Below are 23,978 nucleotides of genomic sequence, written 5' to 3' on the forward strand. Positions count from 1 at the left end.
AACCATTTAAAAACAAAAGATTATGTTACTATCTGTATTATTGCAAGCTACTGCGGCTGCAGCTGGAATTAGTAAATTAGGTGCAGCAATCGGCGCCGGACTTGCCGTTATTGGCGCAGGTTTGGGTATTGGTAAAATTGGTGGTTCAGCTATGGAGGCTATTGCCCGTCAGCCGGAAGCATCGGGAGACATTCGTATGAACATGATTATCGCTGCTGCATTGATTGAAGGTGTTGCTCTGTTGGCAGTAGTTGTGTGTCTGTTAGTGTTCTTCTTATAATAGGCCTATACTTGCTTTTAATTTATAATTATTAATTTATAATTAAGATTATGTCATTGTTATTACCCGATAGTGGTCTGCTGTTCTGGATGCTTTTGTCGTTCGGTGTGGTGTTTGTGGTGTTGGCGAAGTATGGCTTTCCTGTCATTACTAAGATGGTAGAAGGCCGTAGAACCTACATAGACCAATCGCTGGAAGTGGCAAAAGAAGCTAATGCGCAACTTCAAAGACTAAAAGCTGAGAGCGAAGCATTGGTTGCTGCTGCCAACAAGGAGCAAGGACGCATCCTGCGGGAGGCGATGCACGAGCGTGACAAGATTATCGTCGAAGCACGCAAGCAGGCGGAAGTCGCCGCGCAGAAAGAGCTGGACGATGTGAAGAAGCAGATACAGCAAGAAAAGGAAGAGGCGATACGCGATATCCGTCGCCAGGTTGCCGTGCTTTCTGTGGATATTGCGGAGAAAGTAATCCGTAAGAATCTGGATGAAGAGCACGAACAAATGGAGATGATAGACCGGATGCTGGACGAAGTGCTGGCAGCCTCAAGAAGCAATTAAGTAGCGATAAGCGATTAGTGATGAATGATTGGCGAAATGTTGGTCATGAGTCGCTAATCACTAATAATTAAAGGAAATGGATATAGGAATTGTTTCGATGCGATATGCCAAAGCGTTGATAGAATACGCAAAAGGTACGGGGGCTGAAGACCGCGTATACCATGAATTGCGTATGCTGGAACGAAGCTTCCGTAAGCATCCTGATTTACGGGAGGCGTTGGATAACCCTATTTTGAAGATCAAGGAGAAATTTGCCCTGATTTGTACTGCTGCCGCAGGCAATGGAGAGGTGAGCCGGGAATTTTCCCGCTTCATAACACTTGTGTTGAGAAACCGCCGGGAGTATTATTTGCAGTACATCTGCCTGACTTATCTTGATCTATACAGGAAATTGAAGCATATCGGCGTAGGAAAGCTGATTACGTCTGTACCTGTGAGCCGGGAAGTTTGGGAGCGCATTCGAAATAGTGCTTCTACTTTGCTACATGCACAGATGGAGTTACAAACTGAAGTCGATCCTTCGATTGAAGGGGGCTTTATATTTGATATCAACGATTTCCGGCTGGATGCCAGCATCGCCACGCAACTAAAGAGAGTGAAACAACAGTTCATTGATAAGAACAGAAGAATAGTGTGATTTACGATTGGACGATTTACGATTTACGATTAGAGTTACTCTACATTGTAAGTAGTGAATCGGACTTAATGATGGTAATCTCAATCGTAAATTGTAAATAACTAAATCGTAAATAGAAACATGTCTGAAAATATAAAAGTAAGCGAAGTCTCCGATATTCTCCGTCACCAGTTAGAGGGAATTGATACCCGCGTGCAGTTGGATGAGATCGGTACGGTGCTGCAAGTCAGTGACGGTGTGGCACGTATCTACGGACTGCGTAATGCTGAAGCAAACGAACTGTTGGAGTTTGACAACGGTATCAAGGCGATTGTGATGAATCTGGAAGAGGACAACGTAGGAGCTGTTTTGCTGGGTCCTACAGATAAAATCAAAGAAGGCTACGTCGTAAAGCGTACCAAGCGAATTGCTTCCATTATGGTGGGAGAGGGTATGCTGGGACGTGTTATCGATCCCTTGGGATCACCACTGGATGGTAAGGGACTCATTGGTGGAGAGCTGTGCGAAATGCCTTTGGAACGTAAAGCGCCGGGCGTTATCTTTCGTCAGCCTGTGAACCAGCCGTTACAGACTGGACTAAAAGCTGTGGATGCCATGATACCTATCGGTCGTGGACAGCGTGAGTTAATTATCGGTGACCGTCAGACGGGAAAGACAGCTATTGCCGTCGATACGATCATCAACCAGCGTGCCAATTATGAGGCAGGTGATCCTGTATATTGTATTTATGTGGCCATTGGGCAGAAAGGTTCTACTGTAGCTACTATTGTGAATACCTTGCGTGAGAATGGTGCGATGGATTATACAATTGTGGTTGCCGCTACGGCAGGTGATCCTGCGGCATTGCAGTATTATGCTCCGTTTGCAGGTGCTGCCATTGGTGAATATTTCCGTGATACCGGTCGTCATGCACTGGTGGTTTATGATGACCTTTCCAAGCAGGCGGTAGCTTATCGTGAGGTATCACTGATTTTGCGTCGTCCTTCAGGGCGTGAAGCCTATCCGGGTGATATCTTCTATCTGCATTCCCGTTTGCTGGAACGTGCAGCACGTATTATCAATCAGGAAGAAGTGGCACGTGAAATGAATGATTTGCCGGAAAGTCTGAAAGGCAAAGTAAAAGGTGGTGGTTCGCTGACTGCACTGCCTATTATCGAGACACAGGCAGGAGACGTATCTGCATACATCCCAACGAATGTGATTTCTATCACTGACGGACAGATTTTCCTTGATACAGACTTGTTTAACCAAGGTAACCGTCCGGCCATCAATGTAGGTATCTCTGTGAGTCGTGTAGGTGGTAATGCTCAGATTAAGGCGATGAAGAAAGTGGCCGGTACATTGAAGATAGACCAGGCACAGTATCGCGAGCTGGAAGCATTTACGAAGTTCAGTGGTGATATGGACCCCGTTACTGCACTGACCATTGATAAGGGACAAAAGAATACCCGTTTATTGGTTCAGCCGCAATACAGTCCGATGCCGGTAGAAAAGCAGATTGCCATTCTGTATTGTGGTACACATGGCTTACTGCGTAATGTTCCGTTGGATAAAGTAACAGATTTCGAAAAGAGTTTCCTTGAAGCGCTTGAAATGAACCACCGTACTGATGTGCTCGATGTACTGAAGAGTGGTGTCATTGACGATGATGTCTGCAAGAAGATAGAGGAAACAGCAGATCTGATGTCGAAACAATACTTGGAGTAGTGATTAACGTTGAGTGACAAGTGATAAGTGGCATGCGTTCATTTGCCACTTATCACTAATCATTAATCACTTACCACTAAAAAAAATGCTATGGGTTCTTTAAAAGAAGTAAAAAACAGAATAAACTCCGTCAAGAGTACGCGTCAGATAACATCGGCGATGAAGATGGTGGCATCCGCTAAGTTGCACAAGGCACAGACACGGATTGAGAATATGCTGCCTTACCAACAGAAACTGAATGAAATTCTGACTAACTTCTTGTCTACAGATGCCACGTTTGAGTCACCTTATACCGAGGTACGTTCCGTAACACGGGTGGCGATTGTGGTTTTCTCATCCAACAGTTCGCTGTGCGGAGCTTTCAACGCGAATGTGGTAAAAAAGCTTGGAGAAACGCTGGAAGAATATAAATCACTTGGTAAAGAGAATATTCTGATATATCCTGTAGGAAAGAAAGTAGAGCAGGCAGTGAAAAAGTTGGGCTATACATCGCAGGGAAGTTATCAAGGGATGGCGGATAAACCATCATATATGCAAGCGTATGAACTTGCTGCATTGTTGATGCAAGAGTTTATGGAAAAGCAAATCGACCGTGTGGAACTGATTTATCATCACTTTAAATCAATGGGTTCGCAGATATTGATGCGTGAAGAATATCTTCCTATTGATTTGAGTAAGGTGGCGGCAACAGCTGCAACAGAAGGATCGGGAAAACGTGGTTTCCAGAATGATTATATTGTAGAACCATCTGTCGGACAGCTAATTGCTGATTTATTGCCGAAGGTGTTGAGTCAGAAACTATTTACTGTGCTTCAGGATTCTAATGCTTCTGAACATGCTGCGCGTACACTTGCCATGCAGACTGCAACAGATAATGCGAATGAACTGATACAGGATTTGACGAAGCAATATAACAAAAGCAGACAACAGGCAATTACAAATGAATTGCTGGATATTATAGCAGGAAGTCTGAAGTGATAAAGCTAAAAGCTACGAGCTACAAGTTACGAGCGGCTGCGCTATGTTCCGAAAGCCGCTCGTAACTTGTAGCTCGTAGCTTGTCACTCTTATAGCTTTTTCTTTTTTTTTGCAAAAAGATGTGCCAATGGAGGCTTTAGCTCTTTTATTTGTGCTACCTTTACACCTCCAACCAACATTGATGAAATAATGGAACAGAATCCTGAATTGGCATTAGCGTGGCAATTTATAGAAAATACAGGCACACATCTCTTTCTGACCGGTAAAGCAGGGACCGGAAAAACTACATTCCTGCGGCGGTTGAAGTCCGAAAGTCCAAAGCGTATGGTTGTTCTTGCCCCAACAGGTATTGCAGCTATCAATGCAGGCGGCGTAACCATTCACTCTTTCTTTCAGTTACCTTTTGCCCCTTACGTACCTGATACTTCATTCAGTGCGGATGGCAAAGCACAATATCGTTTCCGTTTCGGAAAAGATAAACTCAACATTATGCGTAGTATAGACCTGCTGGTGATTGATGAAATCAGTATGGTGCGTGCTGATCTTCTGGATGCGATAGACGATGTGCTGAGACGTTTTCGTGATCGCAGTAAACCCTTCGGTGGTGTGCAATTGCTGATGATTGGCGATTTGCAGCAGCTTGCCCCAGTGATAAAAGATGAAGAGTGGCAGATGCTGAACAGCTACTATGATACTCCTTATTTCTTTTCCAGTCGTGCACTGAGACAGTCTGAATATTGTACGCTTGAATTGAAAACAGTGTATCGTCAGAGTGATACTCACTTTCTGGATATGCTGAACCGTATTCGGGAGAACCGTTGTGATAAAACTTTGCTGGATGAATTGAACCGTAGGTACATTCCGAATTTCAACCCTTCGAAGGAGGAAGGATATATCCAGTTGACTACCCATAACTATCAGGCGCAACGCATCAATGAACATGAACTAGCACAATTACCCGGTCGTTCCTTCACCTTTCGTGCCCAGATAGATGGAAAGTTTCCTGAATATTCTTATCCCACAGATGAAGTGCTTGAACTGAAACGTGGTGCCCAAGTCATGTTTGTGAAGAATGATTCATCCGGTGAGCACCGTTATTACAATGGTATGATCGGTGAAGTGGTCAATGTCTCAGCTTTGGGTATAGAAGTACGCAGTAAAGGAAGTGAGGATGCTTTTATGCTGCAAGAAGAAGAATGGACGAATGCAAAATACGTGTTGGATGAAGAGACTAAGGAAATCACCGAAGATATAGAAGGAGTCTTCAAACAATTCCCTCTGAAGCTGGCATGGGCTATTACTATCCATAAAAGTCAGGGACTGACATTTGAACGTGCAATAATCGATGCCAGTGCTTCTTTTGCACACGGACAGACTTATGTAGCATTAAGTCGTTGTAAAACATTGGAAGGGTTGGTATTGAGCGCTCCACTGTCGGCAAGAGCGGTCATCAGTGACAGTGCTGTAGATACTTTTACGGAAGATGCGCGTAGAAACGAACCTGATGAAACGCGTTATAGGAGATTGCAACAAGCATACTTTCTGGAATTGCTATCGGGATTGTTTGATTTCTTACCGTTAGAGTTGGCATTGAAGCGTTTTGTGAGATTGGTGGATGAACACTTGTATAAGCTCTACCCCAAACTACTGACTGAATATAAATCAGAAACGGAACGTTTTCATGAGAAGGTAACGAAAGTTGCCCAGAAGTTCAGCCTTCAATACACACGCCTGGTTGATGGTGCCGAAAATTATGCAACGGATAAAAGCTTGCAGGAACGTATTCATTTGGGGGCGGAATATTTTAAAGAACAGTTAGAACCTTTGGATGCTATCAGGAGTAGTACCATTGTGGAAACAGATAATAAAGAACTAAAGAAACAGTTGAAGACTGCCAGTGAGGAATTGGATGATCTACTTCTGTTAAAAGTTGACTTGTTGGAATTTGTTATCAGTAAAGGCTTTCATGTAGGAGAATATCTGAAACAAAAGGCGGTACTTTCCATTGACGATACGGCATCGACTAAAGGCAAAGGGGAAAAGCGTTCCGGTAATTCTACCGAAAGAAGAAAACGGAAAGGCGGAACCGAAGAAAGTGGAAATACCCCTGCACGGAAAAAAACGGCAGCAGTGGAAGTTCCTTCGGATATTCTGCATCCCGAATTATACAGGCGTCTGGTAGCATGGCGTAATGCGGAAGCGTCTCAATTAGGATTACCGGTATATACCGTAATCCAACAGAAAGCTATTTTAGGTATCACCAATTTATTACCGGAAGATAAATCCGCTCTTCTCCGAATCCCTTATTTTGGTAAAAAAGGAGTGGAAAAGTATGGGGATGAATTGCTGGAGATGGTGCGGGTGTATAAAAAGGAGAGTGGAATTGCAGAAACGTTGTTTAGTGATTAGTGGCACTCACCACTAATCACTTATTTAAAGATTGAACATTAGTTTTATTCCTTCTTCCAGAGTATGTGGTTGGTATCCCAGTTCTCTGCGTGCTTTTTCAATGCTTAATCCGCTGAAACGGGGACGGGGAGTTGTTTCTCCCATTTGCTTGGTAGTGACTGGCAGAATTAATGAATAATCCAGATTCAAAGTATCTGCTACGCGATAAGCAATATCGGCTATAGTCAGACATTCCGAGCCACAGATGTGATAAATACCATTATTGGGATGATTTATCAGTTTCTCTATTCCTTGAGAAACATCGCCTACATAGGTTGGCGTGCGCCACTGGTCGGAAACCACCCGTATTTCTTCATTATTTCTTAAACGATTGGCTACCAATTGCAGAATATTCCCGTGTTGCCCCGGCAAGGCGGCACCATAGACCACTACCACACGTGCGATGGCATAATTGCTACAGAGCTCAGCTACCCGTTTTTCACCTTTCAGTTTGGTTGCCCCATAATAGTTGACGGGGTCAGGAGTATCTTCTTCTGTATAAAGCTGCCCTGTATCTCCATTAAATACAAAGTCAGTAGATAGATGTATAAAGCGTGCAGCGGATGCTTCGCATCGGAATGCCAATTGTCCCACAGCATTGACATTGATACTGTCTGCCTCCTCACGGTGTGCTTCGCAATAATCAGGAACGGATAATGCGGACGTGTTGATCACTATATTCGGGCGTACTTCCCGGAACAATGCGCTTTGTTCCCCCATCTGGCAGATGTCTGCACTGATGAAACGATAATTCCCGGAATCGGGAGCAATGTCGTCATGCAGAGAACAACCTGTTACTATGTACTCGTCATTGCGTGACAAATCATTCAAGATCCGGCGTCCTGTGAAGCCATTGGCACCTATTACCAATACTTTTTTCTTCATATTCATATTATTTCAGTATATAATCCCTTGACTGTAGTCTTTTTTAGTAAGGTCCATTCCTTCCTTGTTGTACTTCGATTCTAATTCCGAATGATCCGTTTGCCGACTTCAGTTCGAAAGCGCCTTTGAAGTTATTCCGTTCCCACGGCAGGGCAGAAGGATTAGGGACTTTCCGTCCGTCCTTGTCATACTCTCCATAAGTATTGATGCGCATTCCATTCTTCAACCGGAAACTTCCCATTTGCAGGTTTTGGGGAGATGATCCGAAACCTGTCAGTCCGAAAGGGTTCATACTGTATATGGTGGAGCTACCTAAACTGAATAAGTGTGAGTAGCCTTGTGAGTAGGTCACATTCGGGTCCAAGCGAAACAGAAAACTATAATCTTTGCTGGCATCGGGAATGTCTAAAGTCATTTTGGGCATTTGGGGAGCTGCCATTTTCATCAGGTTCATATCCAAAAGGAATCCATCAAAATTCTTTGTTGCCGGCATATTCATACTGCGAACACTGTCAGCGGGTACTTCATTCTGGGCATTTACCCTGAAAGAAAGAAGACAGAAAAGTATGATTAGTCCTATATATTTCATCACTTAATGGTCTTTATTTAATGGCGAATATAAGAAATAAGTATGAATTATGGAAATATATAGCATTTATTAAAATAAAACTTGTATATTATATGCTGATATTTGAGTATTATTGTTATCTTTGGAGCGTAAATAATTGAATTGGTTTTATAAGCAATCTATTTGTTCCTCTCTAACCGGTAAATGAACGGGCTGTATCTCGTGTGGAAATGCAGCCCGTTTTTCTATTTCTTTTTTCTATTGAGATGGATCACCGGAGCAAGTATCGGTACTGTTTCCCACTTCATTTTCGAAGCATTGTACGCTCGTTCCACGCCTCCCTGTATTTCCAGATAATCATTGATTTTTACTTCCATGACTACACCGTAGTGGCTTTGTGGATACATCGGATTCATATATCCGTTCAGAGAGTTTTGTTTGCCAAAGCCTGAATATTGCCCGAAAAAGCGGATACGAAGGAAATTGTTGATGCGATAGGCGGCAGAAGCATCCAAGCCAATGTCGAATTGAGAACCATGCATGCGCGAAGGGATGGTGTACTTGGCGGTATACATGCCCCCTGTCAATTCCCAGCGTTCATTAGGGCGATATATAAAATCGGCGCCTGACTGGATAATTGTTCCCATAGTAGGGTAGGTATTGTAGGTGCTGAATGTGCTCAATATACTATTGGGGGAAAGCTGAAAAGCACCGTAATGCTCGTAATCCATCACGAAAGGATCGTAACTGCTGACCATCTTTCCCATTCTGATATCCATCCACGGAAAGTTGGGATAATAAGTCGGAAGAGTGATGTGTAAGTCCGTGCTATCCGTGCTGAGAGAAGTCTTTACCGACATATCCCGATTAGGAGCGGCAGCTGTTCCGGGTGGAGGAGACAACGGCTCTTTTCCCATTTCCGTGGGAAAACGATTCAATAATGTGCTGTCCTTTGTTTGCTCGTTTTGTGCAGCAACGCGAAAGGAAACAGTGAGAAAGAACAGAATGATGAATAGTTTTTTCATAAGTTGTTATGTGTTAACGGAAGTTTCAGTTGATGATAAGTTTGTATCCGATACCTCGGACATTGACAATGCGGATACGTTCGTCCTTGGAAAGTTTATGTCGTAATTTAGTGATGAACACGTGCAGGCTGCGCGAATTGAAGAAGCTGTCGTCCCCCCAAAGATCAAGCAGGATATTCTGGGTATTCACTACCTGATTACGGTTTTCGCACAGGCGTTTCAGAATTTCGGCCTCGCGGTGGGAGAGTTCCTGCTCTATTCCGGTATGGGACAATATCTGTGTGACAGAGTTGAAATGGTAATCGCCTATCTCGAAACAGGTCTCTTCCTTCTTTGGTTCCTCTCTGAATGTAAATGCTTTGCCCACTAGCGCTTTAATGCGTACGATAAGTTCCTGCATGCCGAAAGGCTTTTTCAGATAGTCGTTGGCCCCGAGTTCAAAGCCTTCTACCACATCATTGATGGAAGAACGAGCAGTGAGAAAAAGTACCGGAGTTCGTTTGTCGGTTTGACGGATGTGGCGTACCATTTCAAAACCATCCATACGAGGCATCATAACATCGGCTACCAGTACATCAGGGCGTAAGTCGAAGAACATACGCAGACCTTCTTCGCCATCGGCAGCAGTATGGATGATGAAGTTCTGGCCTTCCAGTGTATCTTTGATAATCATGGCGAGGGTTTGTTCATCCTCAACCAGCAGTACCTTGATTTTGTCCATATCTTGATTCATTTTCATAATAAGCAATGTTATTCAGATTCTTATTGTAAAAGTACTTCCTTTTCCCGCTTCACTTCGTACGGTTACCATGCCACCGTGTTTTTCTACCATTGTCTTTACATAGAAAAGCCCCAGTCCGTAGCCTTTGGTATTGTGGATATTTCCTGTCGGAACCCGGTAGAATTTATCGAAAATGTGAGGCTGTTTATCCGTAGGGATACCAATACCGTGGTCTGTAACTGAGATTTCCACTTGTTCCGTTTCCTTTTTCCGGCAACAGATCATTATGTCGGCTTTATCCGGAGAGTATTTGATGGCATTATCTATCAGGTTACTCAGAATGTTACTGAAGTGTGTACGGTCGGCAATGATTGTCAGGTCTTCCGGTGCAATGTCGAGATTGATTTCTACAGGCTTGCCCGCTTTCAGTTTATGCTGTTCGATGAGTGTCGGGAACAAATCGTGCAAGCTAAGTGTCTCCGGATGCAGACGGAAGGTTTTACGGCGTTCCATACTCATAGAGAGAATTTGTTCCACCAGTCCGCTTAATCGCTGTAACTGTTCTTGGCAGATACCCAGATACTTATCCCGTTGTTGCTTGTCTTCTGCCAGATTGAAATTAAGCAAAGCATCGTTGGCGGCATACGCCACGGCAATAGGTGTTTTCAGCTCGTGGGTGATATTGTTGGTAAAGTCGCTCTTCATCTCTTCCAGTGTTTTCTGCCGCAAAATGGTGCGGATAAGAAACCAGAAGGAGAAACCTAATATAATAAGAATAACGAATGATGTGGTAAGAATACCGCTCATCTGCCGCAATACAATCTTATAAATAGGTTCTATTGTGAGGCGGTAACTTTGATTGGAGTGAATGTCGAAAGCATAATTATATTGTTTTGCTTTTTCACTGGGTATGTATCCGGGAGTCCCGACAATGGCGAGCGTATCAGTGTAAATCAGCGTTGAGTCCGGATCGGCACCGGAATGAAGACGCTCCAATCGGTAGGGAAGTTTAAGCCCCCGTTCTTGCAGATAGGCATTCAGCAGACTGTCATAAACGGCTATATCAGGTTCTATAAAAATATCCAGTCCCGAGTGCATTCCACGCTGGATGAAAGTGGCAAGTTCCACCATACTGCTTTGATCGCGCAACATCATGTCTATTCCACCTTCGGCTCTTAAAGAAGCTTGAGGTTCATCCTCATTAATCACTGTATCTTCCAGGACCTCTTTTACTGAATCTTTTTCTGCCCAGACTGAAATGTTTGTGCCTTCCTGTCCCCGTGTGAAAAGGATATCTCTTGTCGAGTCATTCGGGTAACTCACTGAGACGCTATCATACTTCATAGGGATACCGTCTTTTAAAAGTGAAAGACTTCCGGCACTGTCTGTTTGGTTAACAGTTGTACTGCTGCGGACAAATGATTTTCCGGAATCGGAATTGTACCCTGCTGAAACTTCTACGGAACCGTGGGCTTTATTTTCTTTTTGCATCTCCTTTACACGAAGCATCATCTCATTATAATCGCTCATGCGCATGGCTTCTACGATGCTTTGTTCCAGCTCGTGTTTCATCGTTTTGTATAGCCCCGTGATCCAATATGCCTGGTAAATAAAGATACCCAGCAGAGAGATTATGACTAATATGGCAATAGGTTTGAATGGCAGTTTCATGTAGCTCTTGTATTTATATGGACAAAGATAGGAAAGATAACCGGTACATGTATGGACGGTAAGACTAAATAACACTTCAGATAACACTAGATAAGACTACGTAAGTTCCGGATAACACAAAGTCCGGAAGATTTCACCGTACTTTGCAGTGCAAGAGCTTAAGGGATGATTCGGTTTTGCACAAGGCATCTTTTGCAAAAGGTATAGAGAGAATCTTGTGCAGTCCCTTGCATAATTGGGTGTCAACCTTGGTCAACTGGCCTGTCAACTAAGGTTAACGGATCTGTCAACCAAGCTTAATCGACCTGTCAACCAAGGTTGACACCCAATCATCTCTAAGTCTGAACACATTTATGTCGTATCTAAAACAAATGAACATGAAGTCTTATTACTATCTTTCCCTGATGCTATGTGCATTGAGTGCAGGAGTTTCCGCTCAGGAAATAACGAAGAGTACGGATGTAGAGAGCGAACGGACGCTCAGCGCGGACAGTATTATAACACAAGACAAGCAGCTGGACAGTCTTTATCAATCTCTTCCTGAAGTAATGATTACCGGACAACGTCCCATCGTGAAAGCGGAGCAAGGTAAACTGGTGTACGATCTTCCGCGTCTTATCGGTAATCTACCCGTAGATAATGCTTATGACGCTGTGAAGGAATTGCCGGGCGTAACCGAGATGAATGGCGGGTTGATGTTGGCAGGGCAGGGGGTAACTGTAATATTGGATGGCAAAGTTACCACCATGAGTACCGAACAGCTTTATTCTTTATTGAAAAGCATCCCGTCCAGTCGCATTGAGAAGGCGGAAGTGATGTACAATGCTCCGGCACGCTATCAGGTGCGGGGTGCACTCATCAATATCACACTGAAACAAAGCACCGGAGGCCCGTCTTCCTGGCAGGGAGAGCTTTATGGTAAATATAATCAGAAACATTACGAGGGCTTCAACGAACGTGCCAGCCTGATCTATAACGGAAATAAATTCTCAGCAGATTTTCTTTACTCACACAACCACGGACGGGGATATTCTTTAACCGATAAAGAAGCTATGCACTCTCTGGCGGACGGTTCGGTTCATCACATCACAACCGATGAGATGGGCCGAAGCCGTTCACATACTCATAGTTTCCGGGTAGGAACGGATTATAATATTGCCAAGGACCATCAGTTGAGCTTTGTTTATAATGGAAGTTATTCGACTCATCATAGTCTGATGGATATTTATGGTACGCAGCAGTCCAATACCCGTAGCAACAGTACCGATTGGCTGCACAACGGGCGTCTGGATTACCGTACACCTTTCGGATTGAAAGCCGGTGCTGAACTGACTTATTACCGTTCTCCGTCCGATCAGTTATTGCATAGCAGCATGCAAGATGAAGAGCTTGCCTTTTATACCGAAGACTGTCAGCGCATCAATCGCTGGAAATTCTTCCTTGCCCAAGAGCATAATCTGGGTCGTGGATGGGGATTGAATTATGGTGCCGTTTATACGACCAGTATCGACCACAGTTATCAATATTATTATGATACGGAGAAGGATGCGGGAACAAAGGCAGGTGTGAGTACAGGTATTCCCGATAATATGCAATCCCGCCGTCGCGAACAAACTCTGAACTTCTATGCGGGTTTCAATAAAAGTTTCGGTGATAAACTTTCCCTGGACGCTTCGCTTGCCGTAGAACATTATAAGACACCGGTATGGAATCAGTGGGATTGGTATCCTACCATTAACCTGAGTTATATGCCTGCCCCCGGCTATGTCTGGCAATTGGCTTTGAGCAGCGATAAGGACTATCCTGATTATTGGGCGGTGCAGGACGCTATCTCTTATCTGGGCGGTGGATATTCTGAAATACATGGGAACCCGTTCCTGAAACCGGCTCAGGAATATCAACTTCAGTTGACACATATTTTGAAGAGTAAATACATCTTTAGCGCATGGTTTGCCCATACGAAAGATTATTCTACCCAGACTCTTTATCAATCTTCCGAACGTCTGGTGGAAATCTATAAGCATTTGAATTTTAATTACCAGCAACAAGCAGGAGTACAGGCTTCTATACCATTTGATATAAAGCAATGGTTAAACTCTCGTTTAACTTTGATTGGTGTGTGGCATCATGAGAAGGATGATGATTTCTGGGATATTCCTTTTAACCGGAATATTTGTTATGGTATTGCCGTACTGACAAATACTTTCACTCTCTCTAAGAAGCCTGATCTGAAACTGACACTGACGGGAATGGCTCGTAGTAAAGCGACTCAGGGGATTTATGATTTACCGTCTTCAGGGTATGTAAATGCTGCTTTGCGGTATGGCTTTGCCAAAGGAAAGGCTATTCTGAATCTTTATTGCAATGACATTTTTGAGACGGGACAGATAAAACCACGTATCCGCTTTGGTACACAGAACGTGACGAATGATTATGCTTGTTTCAGGGAAATCGGGGTGTCGTTTACGTATAAATTCGGAGGATACAGGGAGAAGAAGAGGGAGGAAGTGGATACGTCGAGGTTTAAGTAACGCGTGTGTACTTTTTCTTTCGGCTTGTCCCGAAAGAAAAAGATACCAAAAAGAAAGGGACCCCGGCTACGTCTCCGGTGCTACTCCGGTACTGCCATTCGCAGACGGGGCTCGAACTCGCTTCGCTCAGACAGATCGCCCCTTACCTGCGCCTGACAGTGCCTACGCTTACGCACCTACACCTATGCCGGAGAGCTGCGCGGTAGGGGCGCTGCGCTAAAATTTCTTATCTTCTTCGAGGAGTTCTTGGCTAAATTGCTCTACAGCAAGAGGGGTAAAGAGTTCTATAAGATTTTCTTCGGGATCACGCAGGTACAGGGTACGCATTCCCCAATCGGGCATATCTGTAGGTTCGCTGATAAACGTTACGCCTTTTGCTTTTAGGGCGGTAAAGGTTTCGTCTACATTATCTACACTGAATGAAACCATTAATTTTTCACGCATTGCAACGGGCTGCTGCTTATCTGCATTGCCTACTGAAGGTGCCATCCAGTCGGATACAAAGAGGGCGAAGCCTTCTATTCCGTCGGCTACTTTAAAACTGGCGTATCCGCTATTTTCATCTCCCCAAGCTGGTTCTAAACCGAGTTGTTCGGTGTAGAACTTGAAGCATTTGGCGAAGTCTTTTACTAATAATCTTACGTTGCTGAATCTCATTGTTTACTGATTAATGGTTTGTAATCTGTTTCTTATAATCAAGATGCAAATATAACCATTCTATTATCATTTTATTGGATAGCGTTTCAAAAATCCGTATTAACCTCAACCCCATCAGAAAAAACAATCAATTCTCTCTCGCCATATGCCGCACGGTCCCCCGGCCTCACTGTAGGGGCGTCAAGCGTAGGTAGTATTTTCAGCGTAAAGAAGGGCAGGCTGTTTGAGCGAAGCGAGTTCCTGCCCTTTAGCTGGAAATGCTACCGGAGTAGCCCCGGAAGTGCAGCCTTGAGTTTTTCTTTTGGTATCTTTTCTTTTGTCTCAAGACAAAAGAAAAGTACCCCCACCAGCATAATACACATTAAAAAAATCAGAATCTTTTGTCCCTTCCTCCTCTATATTTCTTAATTTTGTCGGAACAAAATGAAGTATCAACCTTCCGCACACTCAATCTCAAAATGACACTGCGGAACCTAAATTATCGTATTATGATTAACAGATTCGTCTTGAACGAAGTATCCTACTTCGGACCGGGTGCCCGCGAAGTGCTCCCACAGGAAATTAAACGTCTCGGCTTGAAAAAAGCCTTTGTATCTACCGACAAAGATCTGATTAAATTTGGTGTAGCTGACAAGGTGCTTTCCGTACTGAATAAGGCAGGCATACCCTATGTTGTATTCAGCGATATTAAACCAAATCCTACGGTCAGTAATGTAAATGCAGGTGTGAAAGCGTTTGCAGAATCCGGTGCCGATTTTATTCTGGCTATTGGTGGTGGTTCTTCCATCGATACATCAAAAGCTATCGGTATTATCACTAATAACCCGGAATTCAGTGATGTGGTTTCTCTGGAAGGAGTGGCGCCGACTCAGAAGAAATCCGTGCCTATCATTGCTCTGCCTACTACAGCAGGAACGGCTGCCGAAGTGACTATCAACTACGTGATTACCGACGAAGTGAATGAAAAGAAGATGGTATGTGTAGATCCGAATGATATTCCTGCCATCGCTATTGTAGATGCCGAATTGATGTACACTTTGCCTAAAGGGCTGACTGCTTCTACGGGACTGGATGCATTGACACATGCTATTGAAGGTCTGATTACTAAGGGAGCTTGGGAAATGAGCGATATGTTTGAAATTAAAGCTATCGAAATGATTACCCGTTATCTGGAAACGGCTGTGTTTGAGCCGACGAATGCAGAGGCGCGTAATGGTATGGCGGTAGCGCAATATATTGCAGGTATGGCATTCTCTAATGTAGGTTTGGGCGTTGTTCACGGCATGGCACATCCGTTGGGTGCTATTTTTGATATACCTCATGGTGTGGCTAATGCGTTGTTGCTGCCTATCATTATGGAATTCAATGCTCCTGCTGCGCTTGATAAGTATGTGGAAATTGCTAAGGCGATGACAGTATATAAAGAAGGAATGAGCCAGGAAGAGGCTGCACGTGCTGCCGTGGATGCGGTGAGAGCACTGTCAGTAAGAGTAGGTATTCCGCAACACCTTTCTGAATTGGGTATCAAGGAAAGCGATCTCGATAAATTGGCTACGGCTGCTATTGCCGATGTTTGTACACCGGGTAATCCTCGCGAGGTGACGAAGGAGATTATTCTGGATTTATATAAAAAAGCGTTGTAGAGTGATTAGGAATTAATTATTTATGCGAATCAGTAGTTGAATTAACGTCTTTAGGACGGGTTATGAATTAAATGCTAATTCCAATATTAAGTAAATTGAGATAGTATTTCATCATTTTATTTATTACTTTTCCTTATAAAGGGTAACTCCTGATTCGCATCATTTATTAAACTATCGGGAACAGAAGTGTGAACATACTTCCTTCTCCCACTTTTGATTGCACCGTAATGCTGCCATGATGCTGGTGCATGATTTGGCGGGAGATGGTTAACCCGATACCTGAACCGGTAGGTTTTGTGGTGAAGAATGGAATGAAAATACGTTCCTGAACTTCCGGATCAATACCGGTTCCATTATCAATAACACGCAGGAAAAGGTGATCTCCTGGGGTGATGCCCGCGGAAAGAGTGATTTGTGTCGCTTCGTTTTCGCGGGCATTCCGTATCAGGTTGATAAGTACTTGTTCTACTTGCTCTTTATCTGCAATCAAGCGCAACGGAATGTTGGGAAGAGAGAGGTGTAGATCATTTGTATCATTTTGCATTAACTGAACAACTTCTTTCAGTAATTCTCCGGCATTATAAAGTTTCAATAAAGGGTGGGGCAGATGCGATACTTCCCGGTAGCTATTCATAAAGCGTACCAGCCCGTTCCCTCTGCGACCAATGGTTTGCAGCATCTGCCTGATTTCCGTTTTGGTATCTTCGTCACCTTCCAGGTTGTCGGCATATTTGGTAAGAAGCTCTGTCAGCGAAATAATGGGAGTGATGGAATTCATAATTTCATGTGTCAGCACACGGATTAGCTTTTGCCAGGCTTCCGTTTCACGGTTATCCAAGGCGGAATGGATATTTTTCATTCCCGCAATCAAAAGCTTCCTGCCCTGGATGATAAATTCCATACTGGAAAGGGCGAATTGTACGGTCTCTTCTTCCTGTTTGATTTGCCATACAGACAAATCGCCAGCTTTCAGTGTACGCAACTTTGCCGGGAGCTCCGGATGAAAATCTATAAGATCATTTACCGTATGCGGACGATTGATATGTATCAGGCGTTTGGTCGCATCATTGATCCACTCTATTTGACCGTCGGGCGTATAAACAAGGATGGCCATATCTATATGATTGGCAAGAGCCTGGAAATACTGCAATTCGCTTTCCTTCTTTTGTAGATTGCTCCGATAATATTCAAGAGCATCCTGCATCTCGGTCAGCAATTCTTCGGGAAGGGGTGGTGTGGCATTCGGATTGGAAGTAGGAGAAGACAGGAACTCAGAATAGCGCACAGACCAGATAAACTGAGCCATGGCGCGGGCTGAGCGTAAGATATACCTATATATGGCATAAGCAACGAATGCTGTGAGGCAGAGCGCCACGAACAGGCTATAATAAAACCCATGCACAGCCAGCCAGGCCGTAATGAGGCAGCATATCAGTAATGCGACAGTGAGCCAAAGTGGCGTTCTTACCCAAGTTTGTCTTTTCATAATCTGAACTTTTCAATCCTTCTATAAAGTGAAGTTCTTGTGATTCCCAGCATTTCTGCCGCCAATGTAATATTACCACCACACATTCTCATTACCTCATTGATTGCATCCTTTTCCATTCGTTCCAGATTATACTTATCTTTCTCAGAAACAGTATTGGAAGATCGGGGGCTGCGTAACATGAAATCATCCGGAGTCAGCATGGTTCCGGTGGAGAGGATGACGGCACGTTCGATGGCATGTTCCAGTTCGCGCACATTGCCCGGCCAGCGGTAAAGTTGCAGCATCTTTCGTGCTTCTCTGGAAATTCCCCGAAGTTCTTTCTTATACTTCTTCCGATAGCGTTGCAGGAAGAAATCAGCCAAGAGGAACAAGTCATTTCCACGTTCCCGCAGAGACGGAATACGGATTTCAATCGTATTGATGCGATACAATAAATCCTGACGGAATTGTCCGTTGTCGATAGCGGTATATAAATCCGTATTCGTGGCGCAAATCAACCTTACATCTACAGGATATGAAGTTGTAGAGCCGAGCCGTGAACTCTTTCTCTGTTCAATGACTGAAAGCAACTTCGCTTGGAGTGGAAGACTCAGGTTACCGATTTCATTCAAGAACAACGTTCCGCCTGAAGCCACTTCCACACGTCCCGGCTTATTCTTGCGGGCGTCGGTAAATGCACCCTTTTCATATCCGAACAATTCGCTTTCGAACAATGTGTCCGGAATACTTCCTAAATCGATAGGTACGTATATCTCATTCTTGCGGGGGGACTGTTCGTACACGTAGCGGGCAATCAAGTCTTTTCCCGTTCCGTTTTCTCCCAGGAGCAAAAGGTTCGCATCTGTTTCGGAGAACTTTCTTATCGTTTGAAAAATAGTTTGCATGGCGGCAGATTCACCGATGACGCGCGTTGGCTCAGGGGGAAGAGTCAAAGCTTCTGTTTGTTTTTTCAAAGTCTCCTTCTGTTGTTTCAGGGTTTCTACTTCCGTCCGGCTGAAACTGAGTTGCAGTGCGGAGGAGACGGTGGCTATCAGTTTCTCGTTTTGCCAGGGCTTGGGAATAAAATCTGTGGCACCTTGTTTTATAGCTTGTACAGCCTTCTCTGTATCTGCATAGGCTGTGATAAAGATAACGACTGCTTTTGCATCCAGCTTCAGTATCTCTTCCAACCAATGAAATCCTTCTTTGCCACTGACAGCATCCTGACGGAAATTCATGTCGAGCAAGATAACATCGAAACGGGTTCGTGAAATGATAGGTAACAGTTCTCTTGGGTCATTTAGAGTGGTTATGCTTTCTGCAATAGGGCGCAGCAGCATTTTCAGGGTGAAGAGGATGTCTTCATTATCATCTACGATTAAGATTTTACCTCGTTTCATCATAATTCGAAAGGATTGGTTTGACTTGTTGGTGAAGATTGGTACGCGTACCCATTGCAAAGATATAGAAAGTTTTCGAGATAGTAGTGTACGAAAGCGTGCATTCGGTGTACGATATCGTGCAATTTTGCGTAGAAAGTATTTAGATAAATCTTTGTATATTAACTATCTAACCATTTGGTATGGTTGTTGCCATCTATATTTAAAGTAAACGAATACGAAAAACATATGCTACACAAAAAACTGATTTATATTGTATTAATTGTTTCTTTTATAGCTTGTAGCTCTAAGAATCCGGGTATGAATAAGGATGAAATTATCCGGACTTTGGACGAGCAAGCCATGCAACATGAAACCGCCGTGAAGGCGGCTTCTGCTGCAATGCCGGAAGTTACGGAAGATTATACACCTCCTGCCGGAATAAAATATCGGGCTAAAATAGAAACTGCCGGAGTGAAAACCCTTGATGTACAGGCTGCGTTGAAGAATGTACGTTCTATGAAAGTTAGTGAGCTCGGTACACTTCGTATCCACCGTACAGGAGCATTGGTACCAATGGGCGGTAGTTTGATATCAGTGGACGAGGGTTACTTATTGAATAGTTATCAAGGAATTTACTTGTTGGATAAGGACTTTAAGCTTATCAAGCAGTTGTTCAAAAATGATGTTGAATTTCAACGCAATGGGAAAAGATTCTTTTTTCAATTGAACGCCCTGTTGCAGAGTGTCTATTATAATGCAACTCACAAGCAAGTTCAGGGGGCGTATACAGCATATAAGCATGAGAGGAATAGTTCCCGGACTTTTCTGGCCTTTCTTCCCTGGGATGTTTTAACAGCTGCCACAGAGCCTTTGATAGAGAAAGATATAACAAACAGTGTCCCTCTACAGGGGAATCTGGGCCATAGGGTTTTGTTTAAGTTTACGACGGAGGGTTTCATGCGTGGCATACCTTACTCCAGTCGTTTTTACACCAATGAACTAAAAGGAGATACCTTGTGCTATTTTGATCCTACCCATTTGCCTGACTATGCCCCTTCGGGAAGATCCGGTTCGGTACGGAGCGGAGAACCATGGAATATTTATGATTATCAAGGCAAAACGCGGATACGCCTGGCTTATGATAATACGCTTTACCAATTGGAAAACGCTTCCACGCTGAAGGCTATTTATCGATTGGATTTTGGCTCTTTGCAGCGTGCCGTTGGACAGAAGGTTATAGGTGGCAGTAATGTGGATGATTTTTATTTTGTAGATCAGTGGTTGGAGACGGATCGCTACCTGTTTATCAGGCTTACGAAAGGATACGATTCGCCTAACGCACGAAAAGCGAAATCGGTTTCTCTTTATTCGTTGATATATGATAAAACATCCGGAAACTTCTTTTCCCTGCCTCATGAAGCTGATAAGGTAGAACTCGATTTTCCGTGTTTCCCAGCCGATGGCGAGCAGAATGTGTCGTTCTATCCCAAAGGAGCAGTAGGAAATATACTTTTCACCTGTCTCGATGCAATGAATATGAAAGACAAATATCCGGATGCTCTGAAAGGGCAGGACGTGCCGGATGATGAATTAATAGTGTTAACCATAGAATAATTAAAATAGGAGAATAACAGATGATAAAGCATTATGTGAAAGTTGCGCTTCGGCTTATAAAGCGGAGTTTCTTGTTTTCTTCCATCAATATGCTGGGTTTTGTATTCGGCATGGCGGCGGCGTTCCTCATCTACCTTTGGGTAGTAGACGAACTGACGTATGATGACTGCTTTCCCGAGGTGAATCGCGTTTACCGGACTATCGAGGTGAAACGGGAGCCGAGTGGGGAAATAAAGGAGTCTCCTTCGACGGTACGTTCGCTTACTAAAGTCTTTCGTGAAGACTTTCCACAAGTAGAGGAAGCTACAGCTATTAAGTATGGAGAGTTGCATACATTTGAGACGGAAAGTCATAAAAAAATCAGCGGACATGGGCTATATGTTGATTCTGCATTCTTTCGAATATTTCCTTTTCCGGTGTTGGAAGGAAATCCGGAGTATATAAGTAATAATCCTGATAATGTCGTTTTGTCGGAATTGACGGCACAGAAAATGTTTGGTAAGAAACCGGCAGTAGGACAGAAATTAACTTATAGCGGATATGGAAGAGAAAGAATCTATAATGTAGTTGCAGTGGTGAAGATACCTTCAAAGAGCCATATCCAGTTTGATATTGTTTATCCGATGGAGGCTTATGGCATGGGGATGATGGGCCATAATTGGGATCATTTTCGTGAGAGTATCCATGTATATGTAAAGATGAAGGCTGGTGACGAAGGAAAAATGTATCAGCAGGAATTGAAAAGCATGAGTCGGGCGCTTAGTAAGTTTGGGGAAAAGCGAACTTTGTTGCGTTTTCAATCAGTCAAAGATATTCATCTGAATACTACTTTTCCCGATCCTTGCGTAAAGAATCATGGTAACATGGCCACTATTTATCTGTTTACAGCTCTGGCTATATTAGTTATCTTTATGGGAGCCTTCAACTTTACAACACTTTCTACGGCACGGGCTTCCATGCGTTATAAAGAAATAGGGGTACGCAAAATAACAGGCGCCAAGCGAAAGACTCTGATCTCACAGTTTCTTTCGGAAAGTCTGGTACAGGCATTTATATCTCTGATATTGGCTTTAGCTTTGACAGAATTGATGTTGCCGTTATTCAATAAGTTCATGGATACGGAAATCTCACTGCGGCTGAGTTGGGCTGTCTTCTTTTATATATTGTTCGGCATAGTGGGAATAGGCTGTCTGGCAGGAAGTTATCCGGCTTTTTATCTTTCTTCCATCAATCCATTACTTGCTTTTAAAGGTGGACAGAAAACAGGAAAGAAAGGAGGACTTATCAAAGGATTGGTGTGCATACAGTTTTTTATAGCTCTTACGCTGATGTTGCTGACTGCTATCGTCTTTAAACAGCTCCACTATATGCAAAACAAAGATTTGGGACTTGACAAGGAAAATGTGGTATCCGTCTATACCAGTTTGTGGTATAATGTGGCTGGATTCAAGCAAGAATTACTGAGAAATCCAAATGTGAAAAGTATATCTATGGGAGCACCTATCGAGAGCCTTGGAGAAGGTGAAGCCCATGGAGACGGTAGCCTATTCCGTTGGACAAATATAGACGGGCAGGAAGATTCACTAAAAATGGTAATAGTATTTGCCGATGGGGATTTTAGTAAGACATTTGGTTTGGAGTTGATAAAAGGGAAATTGCTGGAATCTGATTTTGGAAAATACTGGGGAGACAGGAATCCCGGTATTGTAATTAATGAGGCTGCCTGGAAGGGTATGAAGGTAGCTGATCCTATCGGTATGGAGTTACAAATGAATACTTGGGGCAAGATGCATATTGTAGGAGTGGTGAAAGATTTCAATTTCCAGTCTCTGCGCGAAAAGATAAAGCCTGCTATTCTTTATTATTCTCCGGAAGCATTATCGTATATGCATATAAAGATAGCTCCCGAACATCGGCAGGAGACTCTGAAATTCATTCAGAGAAAATACGAAGAGATGGCTGTACAGGATGATTTGTTCGTAAAGGATTTCAGTTATCAGTTCTTTTCCGATGCATTGAATAAGAACTATACCAAGGAACATCAACAAAGCCGGATGTTGCTATTCTTCACTGTATTGGCCATCGTTATAGCTATGCTGGGTGTATTTGGACTGGTTGCCCTCTCCACGGAACAGCGGACAAAAGAAATCGGTGTGCGTAAAGTGAACGGTGCCCATTCCAACCGGATTGTAAAGATGTTCTGTATGGAATATCTGAAATGGGTGGGAATTGCTTTTGTTGTGGCATCTCCCATTGGATATTACCTTATGTACCGTTGGCTGAGCGAATTTGCTTATCAGACTGCCATAAGTTGGTGGTTGTTCATATTGGCAGGAGCAGTCATTACAGGGGTTACTTTGCTTACGGTCATTGGGCAAACCTGGCGGAAGGCTTCGCAAAATCCGGTAGTGTCCTTGAGATATGAATAAATAAATGTTTAAGATAATAACAATACAATATACGATTATGATTAAGATAATTAACCTCACCAAAATATTCCGTACGGAAAGCGTACAGACCACTGCATTGAATGAAGTAAGTTTAGAAATCAGTCAGGGAGAGTTTGTTGCCATTATGGGACCTTCCGGTTGCGGTAAATCTACTTTGCTGAATATGATAGGTTTGCTTGATAACCCCACTTCCGGCGAGCTTTGGTTTATGGATCAGGAAGTTTCCCGCTATTCTGAAAACGACCGTACAGACCTGCGTAACGGAAATCTTGGTTTTGTATTTCAGAGTTTCAACCTGATAGACGAACTTACAGTCTTTGAAAACGTGGAACTTCCTTTGCTCTATGCCGGAGTTTCTACCCGTGAACGTGTGAAGCGTGTCAATGAGGCTTTGGAGCGCATGCAGATAGCTCACCGCACCGAGCATTACCCGCAACAACTTTCCGGTGGACAGCAGCAACGTGTGGCTATAGCGCGTGCCATTGTTACCAACCCCCGCATTATCCTTGCCGATGAACCTACGGGAAATCTGGATTCTACGAATGGTAATGAAGTGATGAATCTCCTGAAAGAGCTGAATCATGATGGAGCTACTGTTGTTATGGTAACGCACTCCGAAGAGAACGCCCGTGAAGCAGAAAGAATCATACGGATGATGGACGGATATATATTGACTGAAAGTAAAAATACTCGGTGATAGATGCTTAATATTAAAGGAAACAGGTAATTACGAAATAATCGTAATTTTATTTGCTG

The 23,978-nt window shown here is 43.5% G+C and carries 19 protein-coding genes; 11 read left to right on the forward strand and 8 right to left on the reverse strand.

Translation table 11 applies throughout. The features are described 5' to 3' along the window. Window positions 1-22: 22 nt before the first annotated feature. The 6 genes from atpE (at window position 23) to K429_RS0125350 (ending at window position 6,568) form a co-directional block, all read left to right on the forward strand. Window positions 23-280, forward strand: a complete 258-nt coding sequence (atpE, locus tag K429_RS0125325; protein ID WP_007213986.1) for an ATP synthase F0 subunit C — start codon at window positions 23-25, stop codon at window positions 278-280. Window positions 281-330: 50 nt separating this feature from the next. Continuing rightward, a complete protein-coding gene (atpF, locus tag K429_RS0125330) occupies window positions 331-837 on the forward strand; it encodes a F0F1 ATP synthase subunit B (protein WP_007213987.1) in 507 nt (168 codons plus the stop codon). Between the two features lie 76 nt (window positions 838-913). Next, on the forward strand, window positions 914-1,474 hold the full coding sequence (locus K429_RS0125335) for a F0F1 ATP synthase subunit delta (RefSeq protein ID WP_022209282.1): 561 nt from the start codon (window positions 914-916) through the stop codon (window positions 1,472-1,474). A gap of 120 nt (window positions 1,475-1,594) precedes the next feature. Continuing rightward, window positions 1,595-3,181: a F0F1 ATP synthase subunit alpha gene (gene atpA, locus K429_RS0125340; protein WP_029328560.1), complete on the forward strand. Its 1,587-nt coding sequence runs from the start codon at window positions 1,595-1,597 to the stop codon at window positions 3,179-3,181. A gap of 90 nt (window positions 3,182-3,271) precedes the next feature. After that, window positions 3,272-4,159, forward strand: coding sequence for a F0F1 ATP synthase subunit gamma (locus tag K429_RS0125345; protein ID WP_029328561.1), 888 nt, complete (start codon window positions 3,272-3,274; stop codon window positions 4,157-4,159). Between the two features lie 189 nt (window positions 4,160-4,348). Then, window positions 4,349-6,568 (forward strand): HRDC domain-containing protein, encoded by a 2,220-nt coding sequence (locus K429_RS0125350; RefSeq protein WP_029328562.1) that lies wholly within the window; start codon window positions 4,349-4,351, stop codon window positions 6,566-6,568. 24 nt (window positions 6,569-6,592) lie between these two features. Here K429_RS0125350 and K429_RS0125355 read toward each other — a convergent pair whose 3' ends face one another. From K429_RS0125355 to K429_RS0125375, 5 genes are all read right to left on the reverse strand, one after another. Continuing rightward, window positions 6,593-7,492 (reverse strand): SDR family oxidoreductase, encoded by a 900-nt coding sequence (locus K429_RS0125355; RefSeq protein WP_022209280.1) that lies wholly within the window; start codon window positions 7,490-7,492, stop codon window positions 6,593-6,595. Window positions 7,493-7,535: 43 nt separating this feature from the next. Then, window positions 7,536-8,081, reverse strand: a complete 546-nt coding sequence (locus K429_RS0125360; protein ID WP_007213994.1) for a hypothetical protein — start codon at window positions 8,079-8,081, stop codon at window positions 7,536-7,538. Window positions 8,082-8,305: 224 nt separating this feature from the next. Then, window positions 8,306-9,085 carry a hypothetical protein gene (locus K429_RS0125365; RefSeq protein ID WP_029328563.1) on the reverse strand — a complete coding sequence of 260 codons (780 nt, stop codon included), beginning with the start codon at window positions 9,083-9,085 and terminating at the stop codon, window positions 8,306-8,308. Between the two features lie 25 nt (window positions 9,086-9,110). Then, window positions 9,111-9,806, reverse strand: a complete 696-nt coding sequence (locus K429_RS0125370; protein WP_029328564.1) for a response regulator transcription factor — start codon at window positions 9,804-9,806, stop codon at window positions 9,111-9,113. 33 nt (window positions 9,807-9,839) lie between these two features. Then, window positions 9,840-11,477: a cell wall metabolism sensor histidine kinase WalK gene (locus tag K429_RS0125375; protein ID WP_029328565.1), complete on the reverse strand. Its 1,638-nt coding sequence runs from the start codon at window positions 11,475-11,477 to the stop codon at window positions 9,840-9,842. Window positions 11,478-11,854: 377 nt separating this feature from the next. Between K429_RS0125375 and K429_RS0125380 the strand changes: the two genes are divergently transcribed. Further along, window positions 11,855-14,008, forward strand: coding sequence for an outer membrane beta-barrel family protein (locus K429_RS0125380; protein ID WP_029328566.1), 2,154 nt, complete (start codon window positions 11,855-11,857; stop codon window positions 14,006-14,008). A 216-nt stretch (window positions 14,009-14,224) separates the two neighbouring features. Here the strand turns inward: K429_RS0125380 and K429_RS0125385 are convergent, their stop codons facing one another. Beyond that, complete coding sequence (locus tag K429_RS0125385) at window positions 14,225-14,665, reverse strand: VOC family protein (protein WP_022210114.1); 441 nt, start codon at window positions 14,663-14,665, stop codon at window positions 14,225-14,227. A gap of 488 nt (window positions 14,666-15,153) precedes the next feature. Between K429_RS0125385 and fucO the strand changes: the two genes are divergently transcribed. Continuing rightward, window positions 15,154-16,308, forward strand: a complete 1,155-nt coding sequence (gene fucO / locus K429_RS0125390) for a lactaldehyde reductase (RefSeq protein ID WP_029328567.1) — start codon at window positions 15,154-15,156, stop codon at window positions 16,306-16,308. Window positions 16,309-16,474: 166 nt separating this feature from the next. Here the strand turns inward: fucO and K429_RS0125395 are convergent, their stop codons facing one another. Next, window positions 16,475-17,794, reverse strand: coding sequence for a PAS domain-containing sensor histidine kinase (locus K429_RS0125395; protein WP_029328568.1), 1,320 nt, complete (start codon window positions 17,792-17,794; stop codon window positions 16,475-16,477). Next, on the reverse strand, window positions 17,791-19,182 hold the full coding sequence (locus K429_RS0125400) for a sigma-54 dependent transcriptional regulator (RefSeq protein ID WP_029328569.1): 1,392 nt from the start codon (window positions 19,180-19,182) through the stop codon (window positions 17,791-17,793). Before K429_RS0125400 ends, K429_RS0125395 begins: the two co-directional genes overlap by 4 nt. 294 nt (window positions 19,183-19,476) lie before the next feature. Here K429_RS0125400 and K429_RS0125405 point away from each other — a divergent pair, with 294 nt between their 5' ends. The 3 genes from K429_RS0125405 to K429_RS0125415 are packed head-to-tail and all read left to right on the forward strand — an operon-like array spanning window position 19,477 to window position 23,919. Further along, window positions 19,477-20,772: a DUF4933 domain-containing protein gene (locus tag K429_RS0125405; protein ID WP_229125722.1), complete on the forward strand. Its 1,296-nt coding sequence runs from the start codon at window positions 19,477-19,479 to the stop codon at window positions 20,770-20,772. Between the two features lie 20 nt (window positions 20,773-20,792). Then, window positions 20,793-23,201, forward strand: a complete 2,409-nt coding sequence (locus tag K429_RS0125410; RefSeq protein WP_029328571.1) for an FtsX-like permease family protein — start codon at window positions 20,793-20,795, stop codon at window positions 23,199-23,201. A 37-nt stretch (window positions 23,202-23,238) separates the two neighbouring features. Continuing rightward, window positions 23,239-23,919 carry an ABC transporter ATP-binding protein gene (locus K429_RS0125415; protein ID WP_007218374.1) on the forward strand — a complete coding sequence of 227 codons (681 nt, stop codon included), beginning with the start codon at window positions 23,239-23,241 and terminating at the stop codon, window positions 23,917-23,919. Window positions 23,920-23,978: the final 59 nt, after the last annotated feature.

It is taken from the genome of Bacteroides sp. 14(A) (assembly GCF_000526555.1).
In the GTDB taxonomy this organism is placed as follows: Bacteria; Bacteroidota; Bacteroidia; order Bacteroidales; family Bacteroidaceae; genus Bacteroides; species Bacteroides cellulosilyticus.

Excerpts from the sequence above, each read along its gene's own strand:
- K429_RS0125380 (WP_029328566.1), top strand. The coding sequence starts at position 11,855 with ATGAAGTCTTATTACTATCTTTCCCTGATGCTATGTGCATTGAGTGCA.
- K429_RS0125385 (WP_022210114.1), bottom strand. The coding sequence starts at position 14,665 with ATGAGATTCAGCAACGTAAGATTATTAGTAAAAGACTTCGCCAAATGC.
- K429_RS0125410 (WP_029328571.1), top strand. The coding sequence starts at position 20,793 with ATGATAAAGCATTATGTGAAAGTTGCGCTTCGGCTTATAAAGCGGAGT.
- atpE (WP_007213986.1), top strand. The coding sequence starts at position 23 with ATGTTACTATCTGTATTATTGCAAGCTACTGCGGCTGCAGCTGGAATT.
- atpF (WP_007213987.1), top strand. The coding sequence starts at position 331 with ATGTCATTGTTATTACCCGATAGTGGTCTGCTGTTCTGGATGCTTTTG.
- K429_RS0125375 (WP_029328565.1), bottom strand. The coding sequence starts at position 11,477 with ATGAAACTGCCATTCAAACCTATTGCCATATTAGTCATAATCTCTCTG.
- K429_RS0125360 (WP_007213994.1), bottom strand. The coding sequence starts at position 8,081 with ATGAAATATATAGGACTAATCATACTTTTCTGTCTTCTTTCTTTCAGG.
- K429_RS0125345 (WP_029328561.1), top strand. The coding sequence starts at position 3,272 with ATGGGTTCTTTAAAAGAAGTAAAAAACAGAATAAACTCCGTCAAGAGT.
- fucO (WP_029328567.1), top strand. The coding sequence starts at position 15,154 with ATGATTAACAGATTCGTCTTGAACGAAGTATCCTACTTCGGACCGGGT.
- K429_RS0125355 (WP_022209280.1), bottom strand. The coding sequence starts at position 7,492 with ATGAAGAAAAAAGTATTGGTAATAGGTGCCAATGGCTTCACAGGACGC.
- K429_RS0125365 (WP_029328563.1), bottom strand. The coding sequence starts at position 9,085 with ATGAAAAAACTATTCATCATTCTGTTCTTTCTCACTGTTTCCTTTCGC.
- K429_RS0125335 (WP_022209282.1), top strand. The coding sequence starts at position 914 with ATGGATATAGGAATTGTTTCGATGCGATATGCCAAAGCGTTGATAGAA.
- atpA (WP_029328560.1), top strand. The coding sequence starts at position 1,595 with ATGTCTGAAAATATAAAAGTAAGCGAAGTCTCCGATATTCTCCGTCAC.
- K429_RS0125395 (WP_029328568.1), bottom strand. The coding sequence starts at position 17,794 with ATGAAAAGACAAACTTGGGTAAGAACGCCACTTTGGCTCACTGTCGCA.
- K429_RS0125415 (WP_007218374.1), top strand. The coding sequence starts at position 23,239 with ATGATTAAGATAATTAACCTCACCAAAATATTCCGTACGGAAAGCGTA.
- K429_RS0125405 (WP_229125722.1), top strand. The coding sequence starts at position 19,477 with ATGAATAAGGATGAAATTATCCGGACTTTGGACGAGCAAGCCATGCAA.
- K429_RS0125370 (WP_029328564.1), bottom strand. The coding sequence starts at position 9,806 with ATGGACAAAATCAAGGTACTGCTGGTTGAGGATGAACAAACCCTCGCC.
- K429_RS0125350 (WP_029328562.1), top strand. The coding sequence starts at position 4,349 with ATGGAACAGAATCCTGAATTGGCATTAGCGTGGCAATTTATAGAAAAT.